Annotated in this window: 12 protein-coding genes; 10 read left to right on the top strand and 2 right to left on the bottom strand. The window is 62.4% G+C overall.

The window, feature by feature from the left end:
• Positions 1 to 18 precede the first annotated feature (18 nt).
• Complete coding sequence (locus GRB80_RS10210; protein ID WP_161423516.1) at positions 19 to 1,326, bottom strand: NRAMP family divalent metal transporter; 1,308 nt, start codon at positions 1,324 to 1,326, stop codon at positions 19 to 21.
• Between the two features lie 345 nt (positions 1,327 to 1,671).
• On the opposite strand from GRB80_RS10210, the gene GRB80_RS16540 reads away from it, so the two are divergent.
• The 10 genes from GRB80_RS16540 to GRB80_RS10160 all read left to right on the top strand — a co-directional run bounded on the left by GRB80_RS16540 (position 1,672) and on the right by GRB80_RS10160 (position 17,427).
• Entirely contained in the window at positions 1,672 to 5,145 is a 3,474-nt protein-coding gene (locus tag GRB80_RS16540) for a DEAD/DEAH box helicase (protein WP_161423515.1), read from the top strand.
• A gap of 159 nt (positions 5,146 to 5,304) precedes the next feature.
• On the top strand, positions 5,305 to 5,484 hold the full coding sequence (locus GRB80_RS16605; protein ID WP_161423514.1) for a PAS domain-containing protein: 180 nt from the start codon (positions 5,305 to 5,307) through the stop codon (positions 5,482 to 5,484).
• Between the two features lie 223 nt (positions 5,485 to 5,707).
• Positions 5,708 to 6,160, top strand: a complete 453-nt coding sequence (locus GRB80_RS10195) for a cupin domain-containing protein (protein WP_161423513.1) — start codon at positions 5,708 to 5,710, stop codon at positions 6,158 to 6,160.
• A gap of 243 nt (positions 6,161 to 6,403) precedes the next feature.
• Positions 6,404 to 6,637 (top strand): hypothetical protein, encoded by a 234-nt coding sequence (locus GRB80_RS10190; RefSeq protein WP_161423512.1) that lies wholly within the window; start codon positions 6,404 to 6,406, stop codon positions 6,635 to 6,637.
• A gap of 103 nt (positions 6,638 to 6,740) precedes the next feature.
• Positions 6,741 to 8,993: an OsmC domain/YcaO domain-containing protein gene (locus GRB80_RS10185; RefSeq protein ID WP_161423511.1), complete on the top strand. Its 2,253-nt coding sequence runs from the start codon at positions 6,741 to 6,743 to the stop codon at positions 8,991 to 8,993.
• A gap of 138 nt (positions 8,994 to 9,131) precedes the next feature.
• Positions 9,132 to 9,587 carry an aminoacyl-tRNA deacylase gene (locus GRB80_RS10180; protein ID WP_161423510.1) on the top strand — a complete coding sequence of 152 codons (456 nt, stop codon included), beginning with the start codon at positions 9,132 to 9,134 and terminating at the stop codon, positions 9,585 to 9,587.
• 264 nt (positions 9,588 to 9,851) lie between these two features.
• The gene (locus tag GRB80_RS10175; protein WP_161423509.1) at positions 9,852 to 10,952 is read left to right on the top strand and encodes an efflux RND transporter periplasmic adaptor subunit; all 1,101 of its coding nucleotides are present in this window, start codon (positions 9,852 to 9,854) and stop codon (positions 10,950 to 10,952) included.
• Positions 10,949 to 13,984 (top strand): efflux RND transporter permease subunit, encoded by a 3,036-nt coding sequence (locus GRB80_RS10170; protein ID WP_161423508.1) that lies wholly within the window; start codon positions 10,949 to 10,951, stop codon positions 13,982 to 13,984. Before GRB80_RS10175 ends, GRB80_RS10170 begins: the two co-directional genes overlap by 4 nt.
• Positions 13,985 to 14,192: 208 nt before the next feature.
• Positions 14,193 to 15,398, top strand: coding sequence for a GGDEF domain-containing protein (locus tag GRB80_RS10165; RefSeq protein ID WP_161423507.1), 1,206 nt, complete (start codon positions 14,193 to 14,195; stop codon positions 15,396 to 15,398).
• Between the two features lie 160 nt (positions 15,399 to 15,558).
• On the top strand, positions 15,559 to 17,427 hold the full coding sequence (locus GRB80_RS10160) for an ABC transporter ATP-binding protein (protein ID WP_161423506.1): 1,869 nt from the start codon (positions 15,559 to 15,561) through the stop codon (positions 17,425 to 17,427).
• A 70-nt stretch (positions 17,428 to 17,497) separates the two neighbouring features.
• On the opposite strand, the gene GRB80_RS10155 is transcribed toward GRB80_RS10160, so the two are convergent.
• Entirely contained in the window at positions 17,498 to 22,081 is a 4,584-nt protein-coding gene (locus GRB80_RS10155) for an immune inhibitor A domain-containing protein (protein ID WP_161423505.1), read from the bottom strand.
• Between the last annotated feature and the right edge of the window lie 76 nt (positions 22,082 to 22,157).

Here is a 22,157-nt window from a genome sequence, read left to right as displayed (position 1 = left end):
TCTCAGAGGGTCAGTGGGTCAGTGGATAAAGCGCACGTAGAGATACCCCAGCGAGAGCAGCACCAGGGTGGCGATGGCCAGCAGACTCCAGGCATTGATAAGCCGCGAGGGGCGTTGCTCAAGGGGCACGCTGGTGCCATTGGCGGTGAAATGGTTGAGCGCCGCCAGAATGGGGCTAAGCAGGAAGGCCGACACCATCACGAAGTCCATGAACAGGCGAAAGCTGCCCATCAGGGTGAAGAGGATCAGGATGGCAAGCAGCGACAGACCAAGCATGGCGACCAGGTAGGCATGGCTTCCCTCGACCCTGCGCGTCTCCTCCTCGATCCCATCGGGGCGGGTAATGGCATGGTAGGCGGCGGTCATCATGCGCGGGAAGCCGTCCAGCACGGTGAGCAGCGTGGTCAGCATCACAGTGAAGGCGGAGATTCCCACCACAACGCCGCTCCACTCACCCAGGGTCGAGGTGTAGAGGCCGACGACTTGGCTGGCGAAACCCACCGCACCGTCGGCCGGGGTGATGCCCTGACTATGCATCACCCCGGCGCCCATGATCACGAAGCATGCGGCAAGGATCGCGGCGCCGATATAGCCGATATCGAAATCGAGCTTCTCCGCCTCGGTGTCGCAGCGCTCGCCACGGGTCTTGTTACGAGCCTCCGACCACAGCGAGTTGAGGATCGCCAGAGTGATATCCGAGGGCATCAGGCCCAGCACCGCCACCAGGGTCACCAGCGTGGCGGCGCTGTAGAGCGGCGAAGCGGCGGTGGCGGGATAGAGACTCCAGTCGACCATCGGCCACGCCGCCAGCGTGGCCAACAGGGTGGTCAGGGTGAGAATGACGATAAACACCTTGTTGACCCAGTCCAGCATTCGGTAGCCGCCGGTATAGGTGAGCAGGCAGCCGCCGGTGATCAGCACGGTGGCGATAGCCGGAGCGCTCAGGTCCAGTGACAGCAGGGTGCCGGCCAGGCCCGCCGTGGTAATGGCGATGGCGGCGATGATGATCGCCAACATCGGCAGCTGTACCAGGGCGAAGAGCGCCACCACGTGCTTGCCGAACGTCTGGCGATAGCCCTCGATCAGCGACTTGCCGGTGACGCTGACATAGAAGGGGCCGAAGAAGAAGGTGGGGTACTTGATGAGGATCGCCAGCAGGATAAACCCCAGCAGGCCGATGCCATATTCGGCTCCGGCACGGGTCGCTTGCACCACATGGGAGGTGCCGATGGCAGCCCCGGCGAAAAGGAAGCCGGGACCGAGGGCCGCCAGGTATTTGGCAGGGACGAAACGAGCGGATGCCGCGGAGGACAAGGGTTGATTCATGGCATGGCCTGACTGCTGATTCGGGGGCAGATGTAAGGTTGTGTTGGCCGTTCAGGCACCGAGCTCGGCAACGGTGGCGCGGCTCAGACGGCCTCGGTCGCCAGACCGGCTATCGACCAGGCGGTAAGCAAGGCCAAATACTCTACTCAATTTAGCTGCAGGTGAATATGATTGCTTGACTAACATTCCTTATGGTTTCGACATGCTGGCGTCATAAGCCGTGAGGGGGGATGACCTGCCTGTCTCGCGTCTCATCGTTGCTTCAGGTATCGGGTTTCGTTCCAATAGCAGCCTTGTCTTCATACGTTAAGTCTTCATTCGTTAAGTCTTCATTGAGGAATCATTGTGCCGGATGCCCGACCTGCCGTTCCTGAGTTGACGCTCTACCGCGCCCTGAAGGATATCCATTGGCAGCTAAGTTTCGATCCGCAGTCGTTTTCTCGCGGACAAGCCTATGCACAGCAGGGCAAGGTGCGCAATCGCCCACGTATTGAGCATGAGGGAGCGATGCTGGTGCTGCGAGCTCAGGTAGATGGCAGCGGGCGTAGCCGCTATCTCACCAGCCTGGCCGTGGATCCCGACAACCCCGAGATGGGGGTGATCAGCGACTGCAGCTGCCCGGTGGGGCGCCAATGCAAGCACGCGGTAGCGGTGATCCAGTGCTTTATCGATGCCAGAGAGGCCGAGGGCATACCGTCGGAGGATGATGCCGGCATGCTGGAGCAGCGCTGGGAGGCGTGGCTAGCCGAGCTCCAGTCGCCACTTGGCGGCAGGCGATACGTCGAGGAGCTCGAGGAGGATCATCGCCTGGCGCTGTTCCTGGATGTTGACCCAAACCCTCGCTCGCCGGCGCTTCAGGTATCACCGGTCTGGGTGCGGCCCACCAAACGACGCGCCCGCGGCAACGGCTGGGTGACGCCACGACCCATCAATGTGCGGCGCGGTGGGGGCCTGACGCCCAGGCCACCTCAAGGCCTTGCCTCCGATCAGGAGGAAGCCCTGGAGCTACTGATGCTCGGCGAGCAGCGCCGCCAGCTTTCGGGCTCGGGACAGGAGTATGCCTGGAGTTCGGTCACCCACGCCTTTCAGGCACGGGCGCTATGGTCACTGCTGGAGAGCGCCGCACCGCCGCTGCTGTTCTATCCCAAGCAGACCGGCGCCATGCTCGATACCGGCCCGGCCGCTCGCCTGACCCTGGCCTGGGAGCCCGATGCCGACGGCAACCAGCGTCTGCGTGCCGATACCGAACCCGCCGAGGTCATCTCCGATGCCGCTGTCATCGTGCGCGCCGGTGCCGAGCTCTGCTATCTCGATGAGCGTCGCGGGCGTTTCGGGCGTCTGGAGGGCGACCCCGGGCTGCTGATGCGTCTGCGCCACGCGCCCCCGCTGCCCCCGGAGATGAGTGGCTGGCTCAACGAGCGCTTGCACGCAGCGCCTGGCCTGGCGGAACGGCTTCCGGCACCTCAGAAAATCGAGGAATACACCCTGGAAGGCGTCGCCCCGCGTTTAAAGGTCACCATGCAGATTGGATCCGGGCAGCTGGGCTATCGTGATGGCGCCATGGTTCCCCGCTGGGTCGAGGTGGGGGCCGCCGTGGTGAGCTTCGACTACGATGGCGTCGAGGTGCCGCCGGAGCCGGGCGAGAGCATTCAGGCCTTTCGCGATGGGCAGCGACTGACCGTGATGCGCGACTCCCAGGCGGAGTTGGCACTGGTGAGGTCGCTTCCCCCCGGCATGGTGACCCTGGAGCGCCTGCAGCAGATCGAGGCGGTGCCCACTTACCTGGAGCTGCCCGAGTGGACGCTGCTGCTGCCTCTGGAGGGTACGCCGCCGGCCACTGCCGCCGAATGGTCTACACACCTGGCCGGCCCCGACGAGTGGTGGGAGATGATCGCCAGGCTACGCCAGGCCGGTTGCCTGGTAACGTTCGACGACGACTTCCCCGAGGAGCCGACCTACGTCGAGCCGGACGACTGGTACGGTGAGCTGGAGCCGGCGGGCAACGGCTGGTTCGATCTGGCGCTGGATATCGAGGTGGAGGGCGAGCGCCTCAACCTGCTGCCGATTCTGCGCCGTCTGTTCAAGGATCCAGAGTTTCCGCTGGAGCCCGCCGAAGACGAAGCTGACGACGCCACCTGGACGCTGATCCTGCCGGAGAACCGCCGCCTGGTGATGCCCCTTGCTCGGCTGCGTTCGCTGATGGCGCCCATCCTCGACTGGCTGGGCGACGAGAGCGATCCGGAGGCAGCGTTGCGCCTGCCACTGACCGCCGCCGAGAGGGTCGCGCCGTTGGCCGAGCATGAGCGCTGGGCGGGGCGCGAGGATGTCACCGACCTGGCACGACGCCTGCGTGCGTTACCCACCAGTCTGCCGGCGCCCCCTGGCTTCGCCGGCGAACTGCGCGACTACCAGGGCCGTGGCATCGCCTGGATGCGCTTTCTCTCGGAGCTCGGTACCGGTGGCATCCTGGCCGACGACATGGGGCTGGGCAAGACGATACAGGTGCTGGCACACCTGCTCGATGAGCGCGCCCGCGGTGCGTTGGCAGGTCCTAGCCTGGTGGTCGCGCCGACCAGCCTGGTGGGTAACTGGTGCGCCGAGGCGGCACGTTTTGCCCCCGAGCTCAAGGTGGTGGCCCTGCAGGGCGGCAAGGCCCAGCGTGAGCGGCAGTTCGACGCGGGGCTGGCGGATGCCGACCTGGTGATCACCACCTATGCGCTGCTGATCCGTGATCTGGAGCGTCTGCGCGACTATCGACTCGGATTGCTGGTGCTCGACGAGGCTCAAGCGATCAAGAATGCCGCGAGCCAGACCGCCCGTGCGGTGCGCCAACTCGACGTCGAGCGCGCCATCGCCATGACCGGCACCCCCCTGGAGAACCATTTGGGTGAGCTATGGGCCCAGCTCGATGCAGTGGCGCCCGGGGCGCTGGGCAGCCAGCAATGGTTCGGCCAGCGCTTCCGCACGCCGATCGAGAAGGAGGGTGATGTCGCACTGCGCCAGCGCCTCTCCCGGCGCATCGCACCGCTGATGCTGCGCCGAACCAAGCAGCAGGTGCTGGCCGAGCTGCCCGAGAAGACCGAGACTCGCCGCGAGGTCACCCTGGGTGGCGTCCAGCGCGAGCTCTACGAGAGCTTGCGTCTGGCCCAGCACCAGCGGGTGCAGCAGGCGGTGGCCGAGCGTGGCCTGGCGGGCTCCGGCATCGTCATGCTCGATGCGCTGCTCAAGCTGCGCCAGGTGTGCTGTGATCCACGGTTGGTCAAGCTGCAGAGTGCGCGCAAGACGAAGCGCTCGGCCAAGCTGGAACAGCTGCGCGAGCTGGTGGCGCCGTTGGTGGAGGAGGGCAGGCGAATCCTGATCTTCTCCCAGTTCACCGAGATGCTGGCGCTGATCGGCGAGGCCCTGGAACACGACCACATTCCCTTTACCACTCTCACCGGCGAGACGCCGGGCAAGACCCGAACCCAGCGGGTGGCGCTCTTCCAGCAGGGCGAGATCCCGGTGTTTCTGATCAGCCTCAAGGCCGGCGGTACCGGCCTCAATCTGACCGCCGCGGACACGGTGATTCACTACGACCCCTGGTGGAACCCCGCGGTAGAGGCCCAGGCCACCGGCCGTGCCCACCGCATGGGGCAGCAGAATCCGGTATTCGTCTACAAGCTGGTGTGCGCCGGCACCGTGGAGGAGCGCATCCTCGATCTGCAGGCGCGCAAGGCGGATCTGGCCGCCTCCATCCTCGAGGGTGGTGCCGAGCACAGAAGCGATGGCCCGCTGTTCGACGAGGAGGATCTGGCGCTACTGTTTGCGCCGGTGGCGTAACTTCATGATCTCGATCAGCCCATGAAGGCAGAAGGTGATTGATGGCATATGCAGGAATATGCTGACTCCTGCTATCGGCTTATTTACCAATGAGCGAACAAGGGTCTGCACGGACTGCACCCGGCTGGTACTCTATAGCGCCGACCTCAATGAGATCTGATGGAAACGGCACAGGAAGGTATTGTGGTCCTACAGGGCAGGCGTCTGGTCTATCTAAATCCGCGCAGGTGCGAAATGACCGGGTACACGAAAGAGGAATTGGACAGATCGTTGCTTACAGCTGAATACGCTCAGGGCTGTGTCATCGATTTCCTGGCAGGCATTGCGGCACGAGCCTAGACTTCAAGAGCGAGCACACGAGCCGGCACCTGCTCCTTCCTATTGCCGCCCTCTGCGGCTAGTGCCACAGGCGCTTTCCCGATAAGGCCCGCCTTTCCCTCCGGTGCCATGCGTGGAGACCTGTCACAACCTGTCGTACCCCTTTGGTCTTGCCGCTGGTACGGGTACCGGAGACACCCCTGCCGGTGCTCTGGCCCGACAGGACCATAGCGAGGCAAGAACCATGAATCCCCATGCGACAATTTTTAACCCGAGCGACCACGCATCGTCCCTGTCGGTCGTCGGTGTAGACGTCACCGTGTTGATATCCAAGGACCAGGCCAATGGCCGGGAAATCACCCTGCAGCGGGGTGATGAAGGCGTGGGTCCGCCACCGCACAGTCACCCCTGGGACGAAAGTTTCTATGTGCTCAAGGGAGCCGTTCACTTCTCGGCCGGCGACCAGTCAGCGCTCTGTGAAACAGGAACTCTGGTTCACGTGCCCGCCGGCGCGGTACATGCTTTCCACTTCGCCGAGGGCGGCGGTGAGATGCTCGAGATTACCGAACAAGGCCAGGCTGTGGAGATGTTCCGCGCCGTGAATGCGCGGGTGCCCCCTGGCTCACCGGATCTGCCCACACTGCTCGAGGTGCTGGATCAGCATGGCGTCACGGTGCATGGCCCCGAGGAAGCCTGATCCTAAAGGGCGTCTTATTCGCGGGCGTTCCTGGCGTGGACAAGAGGCGCTCCGGCACGAGCCGCGGTGATCTGAATGGCGCCAGAGCGTAGGGGAGCGGGCACCGCGATACGCTTAACCTCATCGAAACGCTGCTCGAGCATCCCGAGGGCGCTTTCGGTCGCGCCGAAAAAGTTGCTGAAAATGAGACGGGCGTACGGAGCCAATGGTGATGCCTTCGATCTCTAAAAGGCGCGTGATGCCTTGACGGCCTCTTTTCGGGTCGCCGAGCCCATACCCAACAGGGGGGGCCGCCTGGCCGCTATCGCCAACATCACCTTTTACCGTACGTTTCTGGAGCTGTACCACGAGCAGCCCTGTGAAAGCGTCGCACCATTTATCGAGATCCTTCAGGAAGTGCGCTTGGAGGGGCCGGATGAGGAGATGATAGACATGAATATCGAGGACCTGATCAGTGTTTACGAAGGCCGCTGCTGACGGCAATGGTCTTGCACCCCTTGGATTCGGCATGACGCCTGGCGCCAGAGCTGGGATAATGCGCGGTTACGCTCGTTCACGCTCAACGCTCTGTCGGTGCCTCATGGAAATCAAGGTCAACTATCTCGACAACCTCCGCCTGGAGGCCAAGTTCGACGACTTCACGGTCATCTCCGACCAGCCCATCCGCTACAAGGGTGACGGCTCGGCGCCGGGGCCCTTCGACTACTTCCTGGCCTCCTCGGCGATGTGTGCGGCCTACTTCGTCAAGGTCTACTGCAACGCCCGGGATATTCCCACCGAGAATATTCGGTTGTCGCAGAACAACATCGTCGACCCCGAGAACCGCTACAAGCAGATCTTCCGGATTCAGGTCGAGCTGCCCGAGGACATCTCCGACAAGGATCGCCAGGGTATTCTGCGCTCCATCGATCGCTGCACGGTGAAGAAGGTGGTGCAGACCGGCCCCGAGTTCCAGGTCGAGGCGGTGGAGAACATCGACGAGGACGCCCAGGCCCTGCTGATGGGCGGTGAAAAGAGCAAGGCGCTGGGCGATGAAGAGGGCGGCGGCACCTGGATCGAGGGCAAGGATCTGCCCCTTGAGCAGACCATCGCCAACATGACCGGCATCCTGGCCGACCTGGGCATGAAGATCGAGATCGCCTCCTGGCGCAATATCGTGCCCCACGTCTGGTCCTTGCATATCCGCGACGCCGCCTCGCCGATGTGCTTCACCAATGGCAAGGGTGCCACCAAGGAGAGTGCGCTCTGTTCGGCGCTGGGCGAGTTCATCGAGCGGACCAACTTCAACTTCTTCTATAACGATCAGTTCTTCGGCGAGGAGATCGCCAACGCCGAGTTCGTTCACTACCCCAACGAGAAGTGGTTCCTGCCGGGGCCCGACGATGCCTTGCCGGAGGGCATCCTCGATGCCTACTGCCGAGAAATCTATGACCCGGAAGGGGAGCTGTGCGCCTCGAACCTGATCGATACCAATTCCGGCCGGGCGGATCGCGGTATCGTTGCGCTGCCCTTCGTGCGTCACTCCGACGGCGAGACGGTCTACTTCCCCTCGAACCTGATCGAGAACCTCTACCTCAGCAACGGGATGAGCGCCGGCAATACCCTGGCCGAGGCCCAGGTGCAGTGCCTCTCCGAAATTCTCGAGCGAGCGGTGAAGAAGCAGATCATCGAAGAGGAGATGGTGCTGCCCGACATTCCCCAGGAGGTGCTGGCGCGCTACCCCGAGATCGTCGAGGGCATCGAGGCGCTGGAGGTCCAGGGCTTCCCGGTGCTGGTAAAGGACGCCTCCCTGGGCGGCCAGTTCCCGGTGACCTGCGTGACCCTGATGAACCCCAAGACCGGTGGCGTGTTCGCCTGCTTCGGTGCCCACCCGAGCTTTCATGTGGCCCTGGAGCGGACCTTCACCGAGCTGCTGCAGGGTCGCAGCTTCGAGGGCTTCAACGACTTTCTGCCGCCCACCTTCAACTCCATGGCGGTCACCGAGCCCAATAACTACGTGGAGCACTTCATCGATTCGTCCGGGGTGATCTCCTGGCGCTTCTTCAGCTCCCGCTCGGAGATCGAGTTCTGTGACTGGGACTTCACCGGCGGCGGCACCTACAGCAACGAGGAGGAGAGCGCGGCCCTGTTCGGCATCCTCGAGGAGATGGGGCTGGAGTCCTATGTCGCGGTGCGCGAAGAGCTCGGCGCGCCGGTGTGCCGCATCCTGGTGCCTGGCTTCTCCGAGGTCTATCCGGTGGAGGACCTGGTGTGGGACAACACCAATATGGCCCTCGACTACCGCGAGGATATTCTCAACCTGCACCGCCTGAGCGACGGTGAGCTCGCCGATCTGCTCGAGCGCCTGGAGGAGAGCCAGCTCGACGAGCATATGACGATCATTTCGCTGATCGGCATCGAGTTCGACGAGAACACCATCTGGGGCCAGCTCACCATCCTCGAGCTCAAGTTGCTGATCAATCTGGCGTTGGGTCAGCATGAGGAGGCGCTGGAGCGAGTCGAGATGTTCCTGCAGTACAACGACAACACCGTGGAGCGCAATCTCTTCTATCAGGCGGTGCAGGCGGTGCTTGAGGTCATGCTGGATGACGAGCTCGAGGTGAACGACTTCCGCTATAACCTGGGGCGGATGTTCGGCGAAGAGACCATCGAGGCGGTGATCGGCTCGGTGAACGGTAGTGTGCGCTTCCATGGCCTCACCCCAACCAGCATGGCGCTCGAAGGGCTGGAGAAGCATCAACGCTTGATCGAGAGCTACAGGAAGCTACATGCCGCTCGCGCCATCAAGGCCGGCATGCGCCCGCAGGACGTCTATGCTCCGGCGGATGCCTGAACGCCGCCGGGTCTCCGCCAGCGATGCGCCGCCGCACAACAGCGTGCGGCCAAGGGATATAGGGGGACGTCTGCTCCGTTGCTGACTATCCTTTAAGGGATAGTCGTGCTTTGACGAGACAACGAGCAGGTGGTCGCCATGTCCATGGAGCGAGTAAAACAGTATCTCGATGACCAGAACGTCAGGTATTCGATTCTCCAGCACTCTCCGGCCTATACCGCGCAGGAGATTGCCGAGTCCGTCCATGTGACGGGCAGGCACTTCGCGAAGTGCGTGATGGTGAAGATCGATGGGCGGCTGGCGCAGGCGGTTCTGCCGGCATCCGACCGGGTGGACCTGCAGCAGATGGCACGCTCCGTCGGCGCCACGTCCGTTGAGCTTGCCGAAGAGGACGAGTTCAAGGACAGCTTCCCGGATTGCGAGGTGGGGGCGATGCCACCCTTTGGCCATCTTTTCGGGATGGAGGTGTTTGTTTCCCCGCATCTGACCGCCGCCGACCGTATCGCTTTCAATGCCGGCAACCACACGGGCGTCATGCAGCTCTCCTATGGGGATTTCGAGCGGCTCGTGAATCCCATTGAGGTCGCATTGTGATGACGCTGGCTTAGCCTGCATCGCTCATTCGCGTTAAGTGAATGATATCGCCCCCGCGTCGGTTATCTGACGTGGGGGCGATGCGTTGAGGGGGGCACGAGCCGGTGAGCGATTGGTCCCCTGAAAACATCTGGTATGATCGTTTCAAATAGATGTTTGAAACCTTGGTGGCATTACCCGTGACAGCCTCCCGACGGTCACGGAGCGAGACGTGCCTGGTTTTTCGGGCGACTCGCTTGTCACCGCCATGACCAAGGATGCGCGATGCAGCTTTCCCTTCGAATCCTGTCGAAGTCGCTCCTGCCGCTGGCGGCCCTGCTGCTGTTGACCCTACCGCTGCTGGCCGGGTGTCAGGATCAGGGGCCCGAGTCATCGGCGGCGGACTCACCGCGCTGGGTCAAGACGGCCCCGCTGACGGCGAGCTCGGCTCCCACGCTGTCGCTTACTGGCGTGCTGCGTGCCCGCTATGAAACGCCCATGGCCTTTCGGGTCAGTGGTCAGATCGCCACGCGCCACGTCGATGCCGGGCAGCGCGTCAAGCAGGGCGAGGTGCTGTTCACCCTCGACCCCAGCGATCTTGAGGAGTCACTTGCCGCCGCCCGAGCGGAGCTTGCCGCTGCCGAGGCGGCGCTGGATGTGGCCGAGGCCGATCTGTCTCGCGACCGACAGCTGTTGAACAAGGGGTATCTCAGCCGCCAGGCCTTCGAGCGTGCCGAGCTGGGAGTACGTGAGACGGCCACCCGTCGAGAGGCGGCGAGTGCCAGGGTTACTCAGGCGCGTAACGCCCTGGATCATGCGAGCCTGCGTGCCGAGGACGATGGTGTGTTGATCGATGTCAGCGGCGAACCGGGGCAGGTGGTCGGCGTCGGTCAGGCGGTCGCCAGGCTGGCCCAGGAGGGGCCGCGCGAGGTCGAGGTCAACTTTCCCGCTCGGTCGCGGCCGCCCCAGACGGGCGAACTGTTGGTGGGGGAGAAGCACATTACGTTGATCCGACGTGAGGTGGCGGGAGCGGCCGACCCGGCCAGCCGTACCTGGCGAGCTCGCTATCGACTGGAGGCGCCGCTGGAGGGGCGTAGCCTGGGCGATGTGGTCCAGACACGCTTTATCCTGGCGGAAGCCGCATCTCAGACACGTTTCCAGGTGCCGGTGGCGGCGCTGGATGAGCGCGGGGAGGGCCCGAGGTTATGGCAGATCGTGGAGGGGGAGGCGCAGCCGCTGCCGGTGACGCTGGAACAGGTAACCCGTGATCACGCCTGGGTCAGCGGTGACGGGCTCGAGGCCGGGGAGGCGGTGATCAGCCTGGGGACCCACCTGCTCACGGCAGGCATGGCGGTGCGGCCGCTGGACGAGAAGGAGGCGCCGTGAGCTTTCCCAACCTTTCGGCGCTGGCGGTTCGTGAGCGGGCCGTCACACTGTTCTTCCTGGTGCTCGCGCTGCTGGCGGGGGCCTATGCCTTCGCCTCCCTGGGACGAGCGGAGGACCCAGACTTCACCGTAAGAGTGATGATGGTCTCAACGGCGTGGCCCGGTGCCTCGCCGGAAGAGATCCAGGAGAGCGTGGTGGATCCGCTGGAGAAGCGTATCCAGGAGGTCGACGATCTCTACCGCATCGAGACAACCATCCGCCCCGGGCGCGCCGATCTCAAGGTGGAGTTCGAGGATACCGTGCCTGGCGAGGCGATAACCGAGCGCTTCTACCAGGTGCGTCGTCGCATGCAGGATGCCGCTCCCACACTCCCCGACGGCGTGATGGGGCCGATGATCAACGAGGACTTCGGCGACGTCTACTTCTCCTTGGCGGCCTTGACCGCGCCCGGCATGCCGATGCGTGAGCTGCTGCGCGAGGCCGAGGAGATTCGGGACCGGCTGCAGCGGGTCGAGGGGGTCAACAAGGCCGAAGTGCTGGGGGAGCGTCAGGAGCGCATGCATGTCGACTTCGACCTGGCTCGGCTGCAGAGCCTGGGCATCTCCCCCGACGCCGTCTTCTCCGCCATTCAGGCGCACAATCGACTGTTGCCGGCCGGGCGCATCGATACCCAGGGGCCACGCCTCTATCTGCGGCTGACCAATGACCTGTCGGACCCCGAGGCGCTGGCCGATGTGCCGATCCGTATCGGAGAGCGGCTGATTCGCCTGGGCGATATCGCCGACATCTCCCGCGGCTACGAAGATCCACCCGGCTATCTGGTGCGCGCCTTTGGCGAAGAGAGTCTTCTGCTGGGGGTGGTGATGGAGCAGGGCGTCAATGGTCTCGCGTTTGGCGACCGCCTGGACGCCTTCTGGCAGCAGGAGCGCAAGCGCCTGCCGCTGGGCATGTCCCTCGAGGTGATGACCAACCAGGCCGATGCCATTGCAGGAGCCGTGAATCTCTTCCAGGTGAAGTTTCTGGTCGCCGTGCTGGTGGTGATGCTGGTCACCATGCTGGCGGTCGGGTTGCGCGCCGGCATCGTGGTGGGGGTCGCCATTCCGGTCACGCTGGCGCTGACCTTCGTGACGATGCTGGCGATGGGGATCAATCTGGACCGCGTCACCCTAGGCGCTCTGATCATCGCCCTCGGGCTGCTGGTCGACGATGCCATCATTGCCCTGGAGATGATGATCGTGAAGATGGAGGCGGGCTGGAATCGGCTCGATGCGGCCACCCACGCCTGGAACGTTACCGCGGCACCGATGCTGTTCGGCACCCTGGTGACGGTGGCAGGCTTCGTGCCGATCGGCTTTGCCCAGTCGGCCGTGGGCGAGTACACCGGCAATATCTTCTGGGTGCTGTGTGTATCGTTGTTGCTGTCGTGGATCGTGGCGGTGGTCTTCACTCCCTACCTGGGCGTCAAGTTGTTGCCCGAGCAGAAGGCGGCCCATGGCCAGCACGAGGCCTACCAGTCACGGGGCTATCGTCGCCTGCGCGGGATCATCAGTGGCTGTGTACGCTATCGCAAGAGCGTGGTGGCGCTCACGGTGGTGCTGCTGGTGGCGGCCGCCGCCGGCCTGGCCGTGCCGGTAGAGAAGCAGTTCTTCCCAAGCTCCGACCGACCCGAGGTGCTGGTCAGCGTTTATCACCCCCAGGGCACGGCGATCGGCGCCACCGATGCAACGACGCGACGCCTCGAGGCGCTGATCGGCGAGGCCAACGGGGTGGAGTCACTCTCCGCCTACGTCGGGGCCGGTGCGCCGCGCTTCTTTATCTCCGCCAATCCTGAACAGCCGAATCCGGCGTTTGCCAAGCTGATCGTGGTGACCGAGGGAGTCGAGGCGCGGGAGCGGCTGATCGAAAAGCTCAATGACCATATCGCCGCCGGTGACTTCCCCGAGGCGCGAGTCCGTGTGCAGAAGCTGCTCTATGGGCCACCGGTCGACTGGCCGGTCAGCATTCGTGTGCTGGGCGATGACCCCGACCGCCTGCGCGAGATCGGCCATCAGGTGCGTGAGACAATGGCTGACCATGCCGCCACACGCGACCCCCATCTGGAGTGGGACGAGCGGGTCCCGCGGTTGCACCTGGCGATCGATCACTCTCGTCTGCAGCTGCTCGGCCTGACTCCGGACGAGGTGGCGCGTCAGCTGCAGTTCCAGCTGGATGGCATGACCATCACCGAGCTGCGCGACGGTATTCGCCTGGTGCCTGCCGTGGGACGTGGGGCGATGATCGATAACGTCGACCTGCAGAGCCTGGAGATCCTCAACCGCGATGGGCGGCGCATACCATTGGCCCAGCTGGGCGAGCTGGAGACCGTCTTCGAGGAGCCGGTGATCCGGCGTATCGACCGCCAGCCGTTCCTGGCCGTCAATGCCGAGATCGAGGATGCCCAGCCCAACGACGTGACCCGGGAGGTCTGGCAGGCGCTCGGCGAGCTGCGCGAACGCCTGCCCGCCGGCTATCGGCTGCAGATCGGTGGCTCGGTGGAGCAGTCGGCCAAGGCGGAGGCCTCGATTCAGGCCCTGCAGCCGCTGATGGTGGTGCTGATGCTGATCTTCATCATGCTGCAGATGCGCTCCTTCGCCGGCACCTTTATCGTCATGGCGACGGCCCCGCTGGGGCTGATCGGAGCGGTGGCCGCACTGCTGCTGTTCAACCAGCCCTTCGGCTTCGTCGCCACCCTGGGGCTGATCGGCCTGGCGGGGATCCTGATGCGCAATACCCTGATCCTGACCCAGCAGGTGGCGGATAACGTTAAATCCGAGATGACGATGCGCGATGCCGTGGTGGAAGCGGCCGTGCAGCGGGCCCGCCCGGTGGTATTGACCGCGCTGGCGGCGATACTCGCCTTTATTCCGCTGACCCTGGACAGCTTCTGGGGGCCGCTGGCCTATGTGCTGATCGGTGGCGTGGCCGTCGGCACCCTGATCACCCTGTTCTTCGTGCCCGCGCTCTATGCGCTGGGGTATCGCATTGCACACTGAGCAGGATTGGCACCTCGGCTAAGGTGGGCGGTCGCATGGTGCCCGACACTTGACACATGTGACATATGACACGATAGGGGGGCAAGACGGTGTCTTACCCCTATTTTTTCAGATAGGGAAAACTCAAGAATTTGATTCGATAAACTGATACCATCTTTGGCTACCCCTGTTTATCCAATAGCAGAGTGAAGCCGCTGGGAACGTATTTATGGATGAAGGGAATATCCGTTTGGCCTTGCTGCTTATTGGGCCGGGTACATTATCGGTATTTGGGTTGTCATTCCTGTGGGCATGGATGCTGGAGCGCAAGCGGCACTACCTTCTGTTGCTTTCTGGAGGTTGTGTGTCATTTGCTCTTGGTGTGTTTATCCAGGTATTCGGTTGGCCGTCCGATGCTGGCGTAAACGCACTGGTTTCGAACTTCTTTTATATCTCTGCGGTCCTGGCTGTCTCCGAAGGACTTTTGCGACGCTCTGGAAAGAAGTTTGGGGTGATCTACGCCATTTCAGTTTTGGTGATGTCCAGTGTTTTAATCTGGTACTTTTTTTATATTGATCGCAGCCTGGTGGCGCGTATTTATGTTCAGAATTTCGGGGTGGGCTTTCTGCTTCTTGTGGTGGCATGGCGACTCAAGGGAATAGTGAGAGGACGATTTATTGACAAGGCATTGTTCTGGATGCTTCTTGGTTTTTCGATCCAGTTTTTTCCGCGTACGGTGTTAACCGTGGAGCCCTATCTGTCCGTTGATACATCTCTGTTTGCTGAATCGTTGTTCTGGCAGACACTGCAGCTTTCTCTATCTGTATTAGGCGCTGGGTTGGCTTTTGTGATCCTGGCTGCTGCCATAACCGATGTTATCGAAGACTTACGGCGTGAACGTGATATTGACCGGCTCACAGGTATCTTCAATAGGCGGGGCTTCGAAGAGAGGGCTGACCTCCTCATCCACACCACCGGTGGCTCAATGGCTATGGTTGTGTGTGACCTTGATCATTTCAAGAAGATCAATGATAGCTTCGGTCATGCTGTTGGCGACGATGTTTTATCCATATTTGGAAGTCTGTTACGCCGCACTGTTCGTTCGAATGACATTGCGGGTCGAATAGGGGGTGAGGAATTTGCGATTCTTCTTCCCAACTCAGGTCTGCTGGACGCACAAGGCTTTACGAAGAGACTGCATGAGGCGATTGCGACCACGATATTCCCCCTGCCTGAAGGCGCGCAGAGCGTCACCTCAAGCATGGGAGTGGCAGTTTCACAGGAGAAGAGGGATCGGGCCTCACTATTCGAAAGAGCCGATAAGGCCCTCTATACGGCAAAGAATAGTGGACGTAACAGAACTGTTTTCCATCATGATATTGCTATCGAGAAGATGACATCACCCGACGTGTGTATAGGGGAGGCAGCAGGTTAATAATAACTTGGAATTTGTGGTGATTTTGCCATGGCTTTTTTCCTTTGGCTGCGGCTTTATCTCCCCTTGTGAACCTTGCGACGCACCCACGGTGGGCTTACCGTCCAGCTGGAGTAGAACGGTTTAACTCCTACTCACCCCATGCAACCGGATAGCTATCATGTTTCGTGCCCTTTTTCGCTATTTTGAAGCTCGGGTAGACCCTTACCCTGAGGATAGTCGGGGCACACCACCCAGGGGGTTGCTCCCCTTTATCCTGCACTTCTCGCGGCCGGTGCTGCCGCTGTTGATCGTGATGTCGCTGCTGACGGCGTTGGTCTCAGCGGCCGAGGTGCTCTTCTTTCACTATATGGGGGAGCTGGTGGACTGGCTGGCCGGTGCCGAGCGCGCGGGCTTCTTCACTGAGCATGGCTGGCGCTTGGCCGGCATGGCGGTGCTGGTGGTGGTCGTGTTGCCGCTACTCACCCTGCTGCAGGCGCTGGTCACCCATCAGAGCATCTTCGGCAACTACCCGATGATCGGGCGCTGGCTGGCGCATCGCCATATGCTGGGCCAGAGCCTCGCCTTCTATCAGGACGAGTTCGCCGGCCGGGTCTCCCAGAAGGTGATGCAGACGGCGCTGGCGACCCGCGAGACGGTAACGAAGCTGATGGACCTGATGGTCTATGTGCTGGTCTATTTCGTTGGCGCCATGCTGTTGGTGGGAAGTGCCGAGCCCTGGTTGATGCTGCCGCTGGTGGTGTGGCTTGCCGGTTATCTCGCCATCATGCGGATCTTCGTGCCCCGCCTGCGCCGGGTATCCATGGAGCAGGCCGACGCCCGAGCGGTAATGACCGGGCGCATCGTCGACAGCTACAGCAATATCCAGACCATCAAGCTCTTCGCCGATACTCGTCGCGAGGAGGCCTATGCGCGGGATGCCATGGAGGGCTTCATGACCACCGTGCATCGCCAGATGCGTCTGGCCACCGGCCTTACCGTCAGCCTGACCCTGCTCAACTCCTTGCTGCTGGCCGGGGTGGCGGCGGCGGTCATCGGCGCCTGGTATCTGGAGGCGGTGTCGCTGGGTGTCATCGCGGTGGCCATTGCGCTGGTGATGCGCATTCGCTTCATGTCCGACTGGATACTCTGGGAGGTGGCGAGCCTGTTCGAGAATATCGGCACCGTGCAGGATGGCCTCAACACCATCGCCCGGGAACCGGCGGTCAAGGATGCGCCGGATGCCACGGCGCTTGCGGTGCCCAGGGGCGAGATCCATTTCGAGGGACTGCGTTTCGGTTATGAACGCCCGGATGGGGAGGGGAGGCGGGTCTTCGATGGCCTCGAGCTGGCCATCGCCCCCGGCGAGAAGGTGGGGCTGATCGGCCGCTCCGGGGCGGGCAAGTCGACACTTGCCAATCTGTTGCTGCGCTTCTATGACCTGGAGGGCGGGCGGATCCTGATCGACGGTCAGGATATCGCCGGGGTGACACAGGAGTCACTGCGCCGCCATATCGGCATGGTCACCCAGGATACTTCGCTGTTGCACCGCTCGCTGCGCGACAATATCCGCTATGGCAGCCCCGAGGCGTGCGAGGAGGCGATTCTCGAGGCGGTGCGCCGTGCTCACGCCGATACCTTTATCGACGAGCTGGTAGACCTGCAGGGGCGCCGCGGCCTGGATGCCCAGGTGGGCGAGCGGGGCGTGAAGCTCTCCGGCGGCCAGCGCCAGCGCATCGCGATTGCCCGGGTACTGCTCAAGAACGCGCCGATTCTGGTGCTCGACGAGGCCACCTCAGCGCTGGACTCAGAGGTGGAGTCGGCGATTCAGGAACAGCTCTATACGCTGATGGAGGGCAAGACGGTGATCGCCATTGCCCATCGCCTCTCCACCATCGCCATGCTCGACCGCCTGGTGGTGATCGACGAGGGGCGTATCGTTGAGAGCGGCACCCACCGCGAACTGCTGGAGCGGGATGGCCTCTATGCCGCCCTGTGGCGGCGCCAGTCCGGCGGTTTTATCGGGGTGGAAGTGCCTCCCGTGTCGTAAGGCAGGCAACACCAGCGCCCCTGGCCGTCGGACTCCGTGGGGTCAGCCACTATCTGTAGGGTCCCGACAGCTATCCGACAAAGCCCTGCTTCAGCGTGATCTCGTTCGACACCGAAGAGCCGAGCCGGTCGGTGCGGTCGAACCAGGCTTCTATCACCATGGTTTTGGCGCCCTGAATGATGGTGTCGAGGAAGAAGCTGCCGTCGGACTGGATCGCTACGACCCGCCAGTTCGGGCCGCCTTCCGGTCCGTCGGTCAACATCCTGATCCGGGCAGCCAGCGGCTGATCCTCGGCGAGATCGATGGCCGTATCGGTCAACACATGCAGTTTACCGTGCACCACGACCCTGCCCTGGAACCAGGAGCCCTGCAGCAACTCGAGGTTCGTGCGGTAACGCGGGCGGATATGGTAGAAGCAGCTGCCCCAGATCTCGTCGGCTTCCTCGGCCCGGCGCCATGCTGTCAGCAGAAAGCCACTGTCATTGTTGCAACCCGGCCGGACCACCGCATCATCCAACTCCAGTGTGCAGTTGAACACTCGTGCCTGGCCCGACGGAATCGCCTGCTCGCGCGGCGAAATCGTCAGCTTCGAACCATAGGGCAGGTCGCTTGGCACCAGGGCGGCGATTTCGGTGCCAACTCTGTCATTGTGGACCTGCATAAGGAAGTTGATCGGCAGGTAGGGCGAGCTGGTCAGTGCCTCGAAGTCAAAAACGTTCTGCTGCGCGTTGTTGTTCTGCAGCTTAACGTCGTCGGAGGCCAGCGCCACCGTATCGCCGGTGGCCGGATCGACCTCACTCGGTATGGTCCAATCGATAATCTCCATCCTCATGCACTGATGCACATTGGTGGCGTTATCGACCTGCCAGTCGAACACGGCGATCTCGTTGGTGCCTGGTCCCACTTCCGATATCACCTGAGTACCGCGGTTGACCCAGCGTCCGTCATCGCCCGCCCCTGGAGGATCGCAGACGAACCAGCGGACCTTGACCTCTTCGGCACGAACGTTGCCGGCATTATGGACGCGTGCCACCACATAGTGCGGCTCGACACCACTGCTGGGAAAGCGCACGGTTTCCCCCTGATCGGTCGGCGTTCCCACGGGATAGACTCGGGGTACCGTTGGGTCTGGATTATCCCCCGGCCAATCGACCCAGATGTCCGGACTCTTCCAGCTCGGCACGTGGTCCTGGAAGTAGAGATCGATGTACTCGGCCTGCTCACGCTCGACACGCACCCGGTAGACCGGGATAGACCCGCGCACCGTGCGAATGTCGGCGACCTCGGCCACACACCTCTTGACCGGAAACTCGGGGGCGGTCGCGAAGTCCCAGGTATCGTTGATCGCACGCAATTCGGTGCCGTCATTGAGAAGATGCACGGAACGCCGGTAAAGGCCGTTCACCGCCCAGTGCCGATCGGAATTCGGGTCGAGCCCGTTGGTGGCAATCACCGTCGGTTCGGGGCTCAAGTTCTGTGAAAAGTTGGCGCCTTCGGCCCTGAGCTCGAGAAATGCGGTAACACCGCCGTCGCTGCCCAGATTCAGTTTCATTAGCTGACCGATCGGTACCGACCCGCCGACTTCGTTGCGTACGTCGTTGCGCATGGCGTTGTCCCAGTACTCCACGGGGACAAGCCAGGCTTCGGTCACCGAGGTGCCCGTGGGCGAGGGGAGGTCAACGAAGATCGTGCGATTTACACTCGGGTCGGGGTCGTCGGCGATCCAGCCCATCGCCCACTTGGACCAGCCGCAGAAATGGTGGAAGTTGGTATTGCCTCCCGCCATCATCGCCCAGGGATCCACGTAGTCAACGTCGTCGCGATACCCATTGGCCGAATAGAGATCCGGCAACCCGATCGCATGCCCGATCTCGTGGGCCATCACGCCTGCCTGGTTGGTCATTTGCGGATTGTTGAAGGCGTTGAATCGCTGACCGATGATCCTCGCGGTGCCCATCTGAACGGGATCCTCCCCGCCAGGCGGGTTCTGGTCAGTGGCATAGTGGCTCCGAGCGTACATGCGCTTGCTGCCGAAATCGGCCGGCTCGTCGCAAGCCCATTGGTCGGCAGGCGGTATTCCGGCATGCGGCGCGCCGACATGCGCAATCATCATCACGTCGAAGTTGTCGAACATCGATTCGACCGTACTCCGGTTCCATGCGGTAGTCGCCCGGATGTGGTCGAGCGCCGCGGTAAAGGTGTCGTCGGCCAGATCGACGGCGTGACGCAGCGCGTTGGAGTTGTTTGGCCCACTCTCGCTACCCGGATTTGGGCTGGCCGTATCCCAGCCCGTACCCGCCAGTTCCGAGCTTGAGAGTCGCTCGATGGTGGCGAGCTGGCCGCCGGTATCGGCGGTAAGGTTTACCCCGACAGTAATCTCCTGAGCGACGGCGTCGAAATCCGTGGAGACGGAGGTATTGAAATAGGCCATGGTACCACCGATGCCTTCGCCGGCATCGGCTTGGGCCGCCCGCAGGCATTCACGGAAAAATGCGCTGACGGCACCGCTGGAATCCATCACCCCCTGGATGCTCGCCATCGAAAGGCCAAGCGCGGCGAGGGGGGCCGCCGGCATCGCCGGCCCAGTTACCGATATCTGTCCTTTCTGGGTGGCGGCGCCACCGGCCGATGTGATCCTGAATCGGCCTTGTGCACGCCCGAAGGCGGTATCGGCGCTGGAGGTGCGTATTCTGCGGAATTCGACATCCTGGATCAGCACAGGGGCACCGGTGATCGTGGCCTCGGCGGCACGGATCGCATTGGTCAGCAGATCGCCGAGATCTCCGAGGAAGCCGGCGATGTCTCCGCCCTGGTTTACCGTCAGCGTCGTGGCTGGAAAGTTCAGCGTCAGGACATGGCTGTCGCCTGTCTGGGTCACCACCGCCAGCTCCAGTGTTTCTGTGCCGTCAAAGGTCAGTGAAACTGGGAAGTTGCCGAGATTGGCGCTGCTCCACATCGCAGCGAACGGTAAATCGTAGGTCTTGACGGCGCCCGCGCGTGGGTTGGCTCGCATTTCGAACGCTTCGGTCCCGTCAAGCATCACGGGGTCCGCCCAGTCTGCCGGCATGACGGCCTGCAACCCGCCTGCCCTGAAGCCGTCCCACCAATAGCTGGCTTGGGACTGGGGAAGCACCAGCGGCTTGCGCGCGCCGCCGATATCATGCCCGAAGACGGTAAAGTTGATGGCCATCTCGCCAAAGCTGGTTTCATCGTAGTAGTCGTCCACGGTCGCGAAGATCTTGGCCGAAACCTGGTCGACCAGTTCGGTCATATCGGTATCGCCATAGGTCTGACCACCGTCGATCACGGGGAAAATGCAGATCTGTAGTGTCGGGTTCAGTGCCGCACGCGGGTTCCTGCGTCCCCAGTAGGTAACCGAGGGGGCCGGCACCGGGACCAGGGTGCCGAAATCCTCCGGCAGCCGTGGCTTGAGTTGCGCCACATAGTCGGCAACCCGCCATGCTTCGACTTGTGCCGTTCGGGGTAGGTGAATCAGCAGGTTCTGTGTGTGACCCTGCCCTTCGGAAATCTCTGCTCCGGGACGGTCGAGGCGGCGTTCGAACTGCACATTCAGCCGCCGGTCCAGAACGGCCATCCGTGTTGCCGACGCGCTGAGCGCGACAAGGTGGCCCCCAGCCCGATGAAAGCGGTGGACCGTGAAACCGACCTTGGCCGAGTGGCGGTCGTTACAGGGCTCATCATCGCCGGGGTCGTTGGGATCGCGCGGTCGATCATCGTCTTCGCCAGTGCCGGACCCACACTTGCAGTCGCAACCGCAGCGCTTGAGCAACGTCCTGAGCAGGTAGCATATCCGCGCCAATGGATCGGCTTGTCGAGCCGTCACCGCGGGCAGGGCAGCCCGCATATCCATCGTCTTGATGAGACCGCCTTTCCGAGCGATTACCAGATGCGTTCCATTGGCCACGGCCGCCGCCGTCACCCGGTCAACGTCCAGGCGATGAATCTCGATACCGCCCCGCTGGCTATCTTCCCCGGTCAGGATGAATCGTAGTTCTCCCTTGTGGCGGCCCATCAGGATGTTGTGACGCGCCGGGTCCAGTGCGCTCAGCTCGCCATCGAGCTCAAGCGTGCCGAGCGTCTTGGCAAGACCGGTACGCCTGTCGACCTCCATCAGCACCTTGCCTTTCTCCGGTGCTGTAACATGCAGCATCAGTTTCCGTCTCAACACCACGATCTCGTTGATCGGGCCCTCCGCCCGTTCGGCGATCCGTTTAATGCGCGGTTGTGCCGAGAGACCTGTCGCGGTGGGGCAGCCGGGAACTGGTCGGAAATCGATCGACCAGGCCTTCCCATACCCATCAATGGCATACAGCAGCAGTGTCGTGGCGCCGCCCGGGGCATATGCCTTTACGATTGTCGCGTCGAGCTTTGTCTGAATCAGCGCCTCGCTATCGTCACCCAAGGCGTCAAAATCGAAGACCGAGAGCGTCTTTCTGCCGAATTCCGCGACAAAAAGATCATCGGGGCCAAACAGGACAACTGGACCATCACCCGCGGGCCCACTGTCGTCAGGACCATTGCCGTGAGTGCTCCCTGGCCGGCACCACCCCGCAATGTCGGCTTTTCCCCCTTTCTTGATGGCGCGGTATCCAGACTGGTGAACGGCGTTTGAATTTCCACTGGACTTGGTCATGACGGAGTCCTCCATCAATATTAGAAATCTAGCGCAGGAAGGGGTGAGTTATTTTGTGTGGAAAGTTAAAGCGTAG

This window comes from Halomonas icarae (assembly GCF_009901955.1).
GTDB lineage: Bacteria > Pseudomonadota > Gammaproteobacteria > Pseudomonadales > Halomonadaceae > Halomonas > Halomonas icarae.
This window is presented reverse-complemented; position numbering and strand designations above follow the sequence as displayed.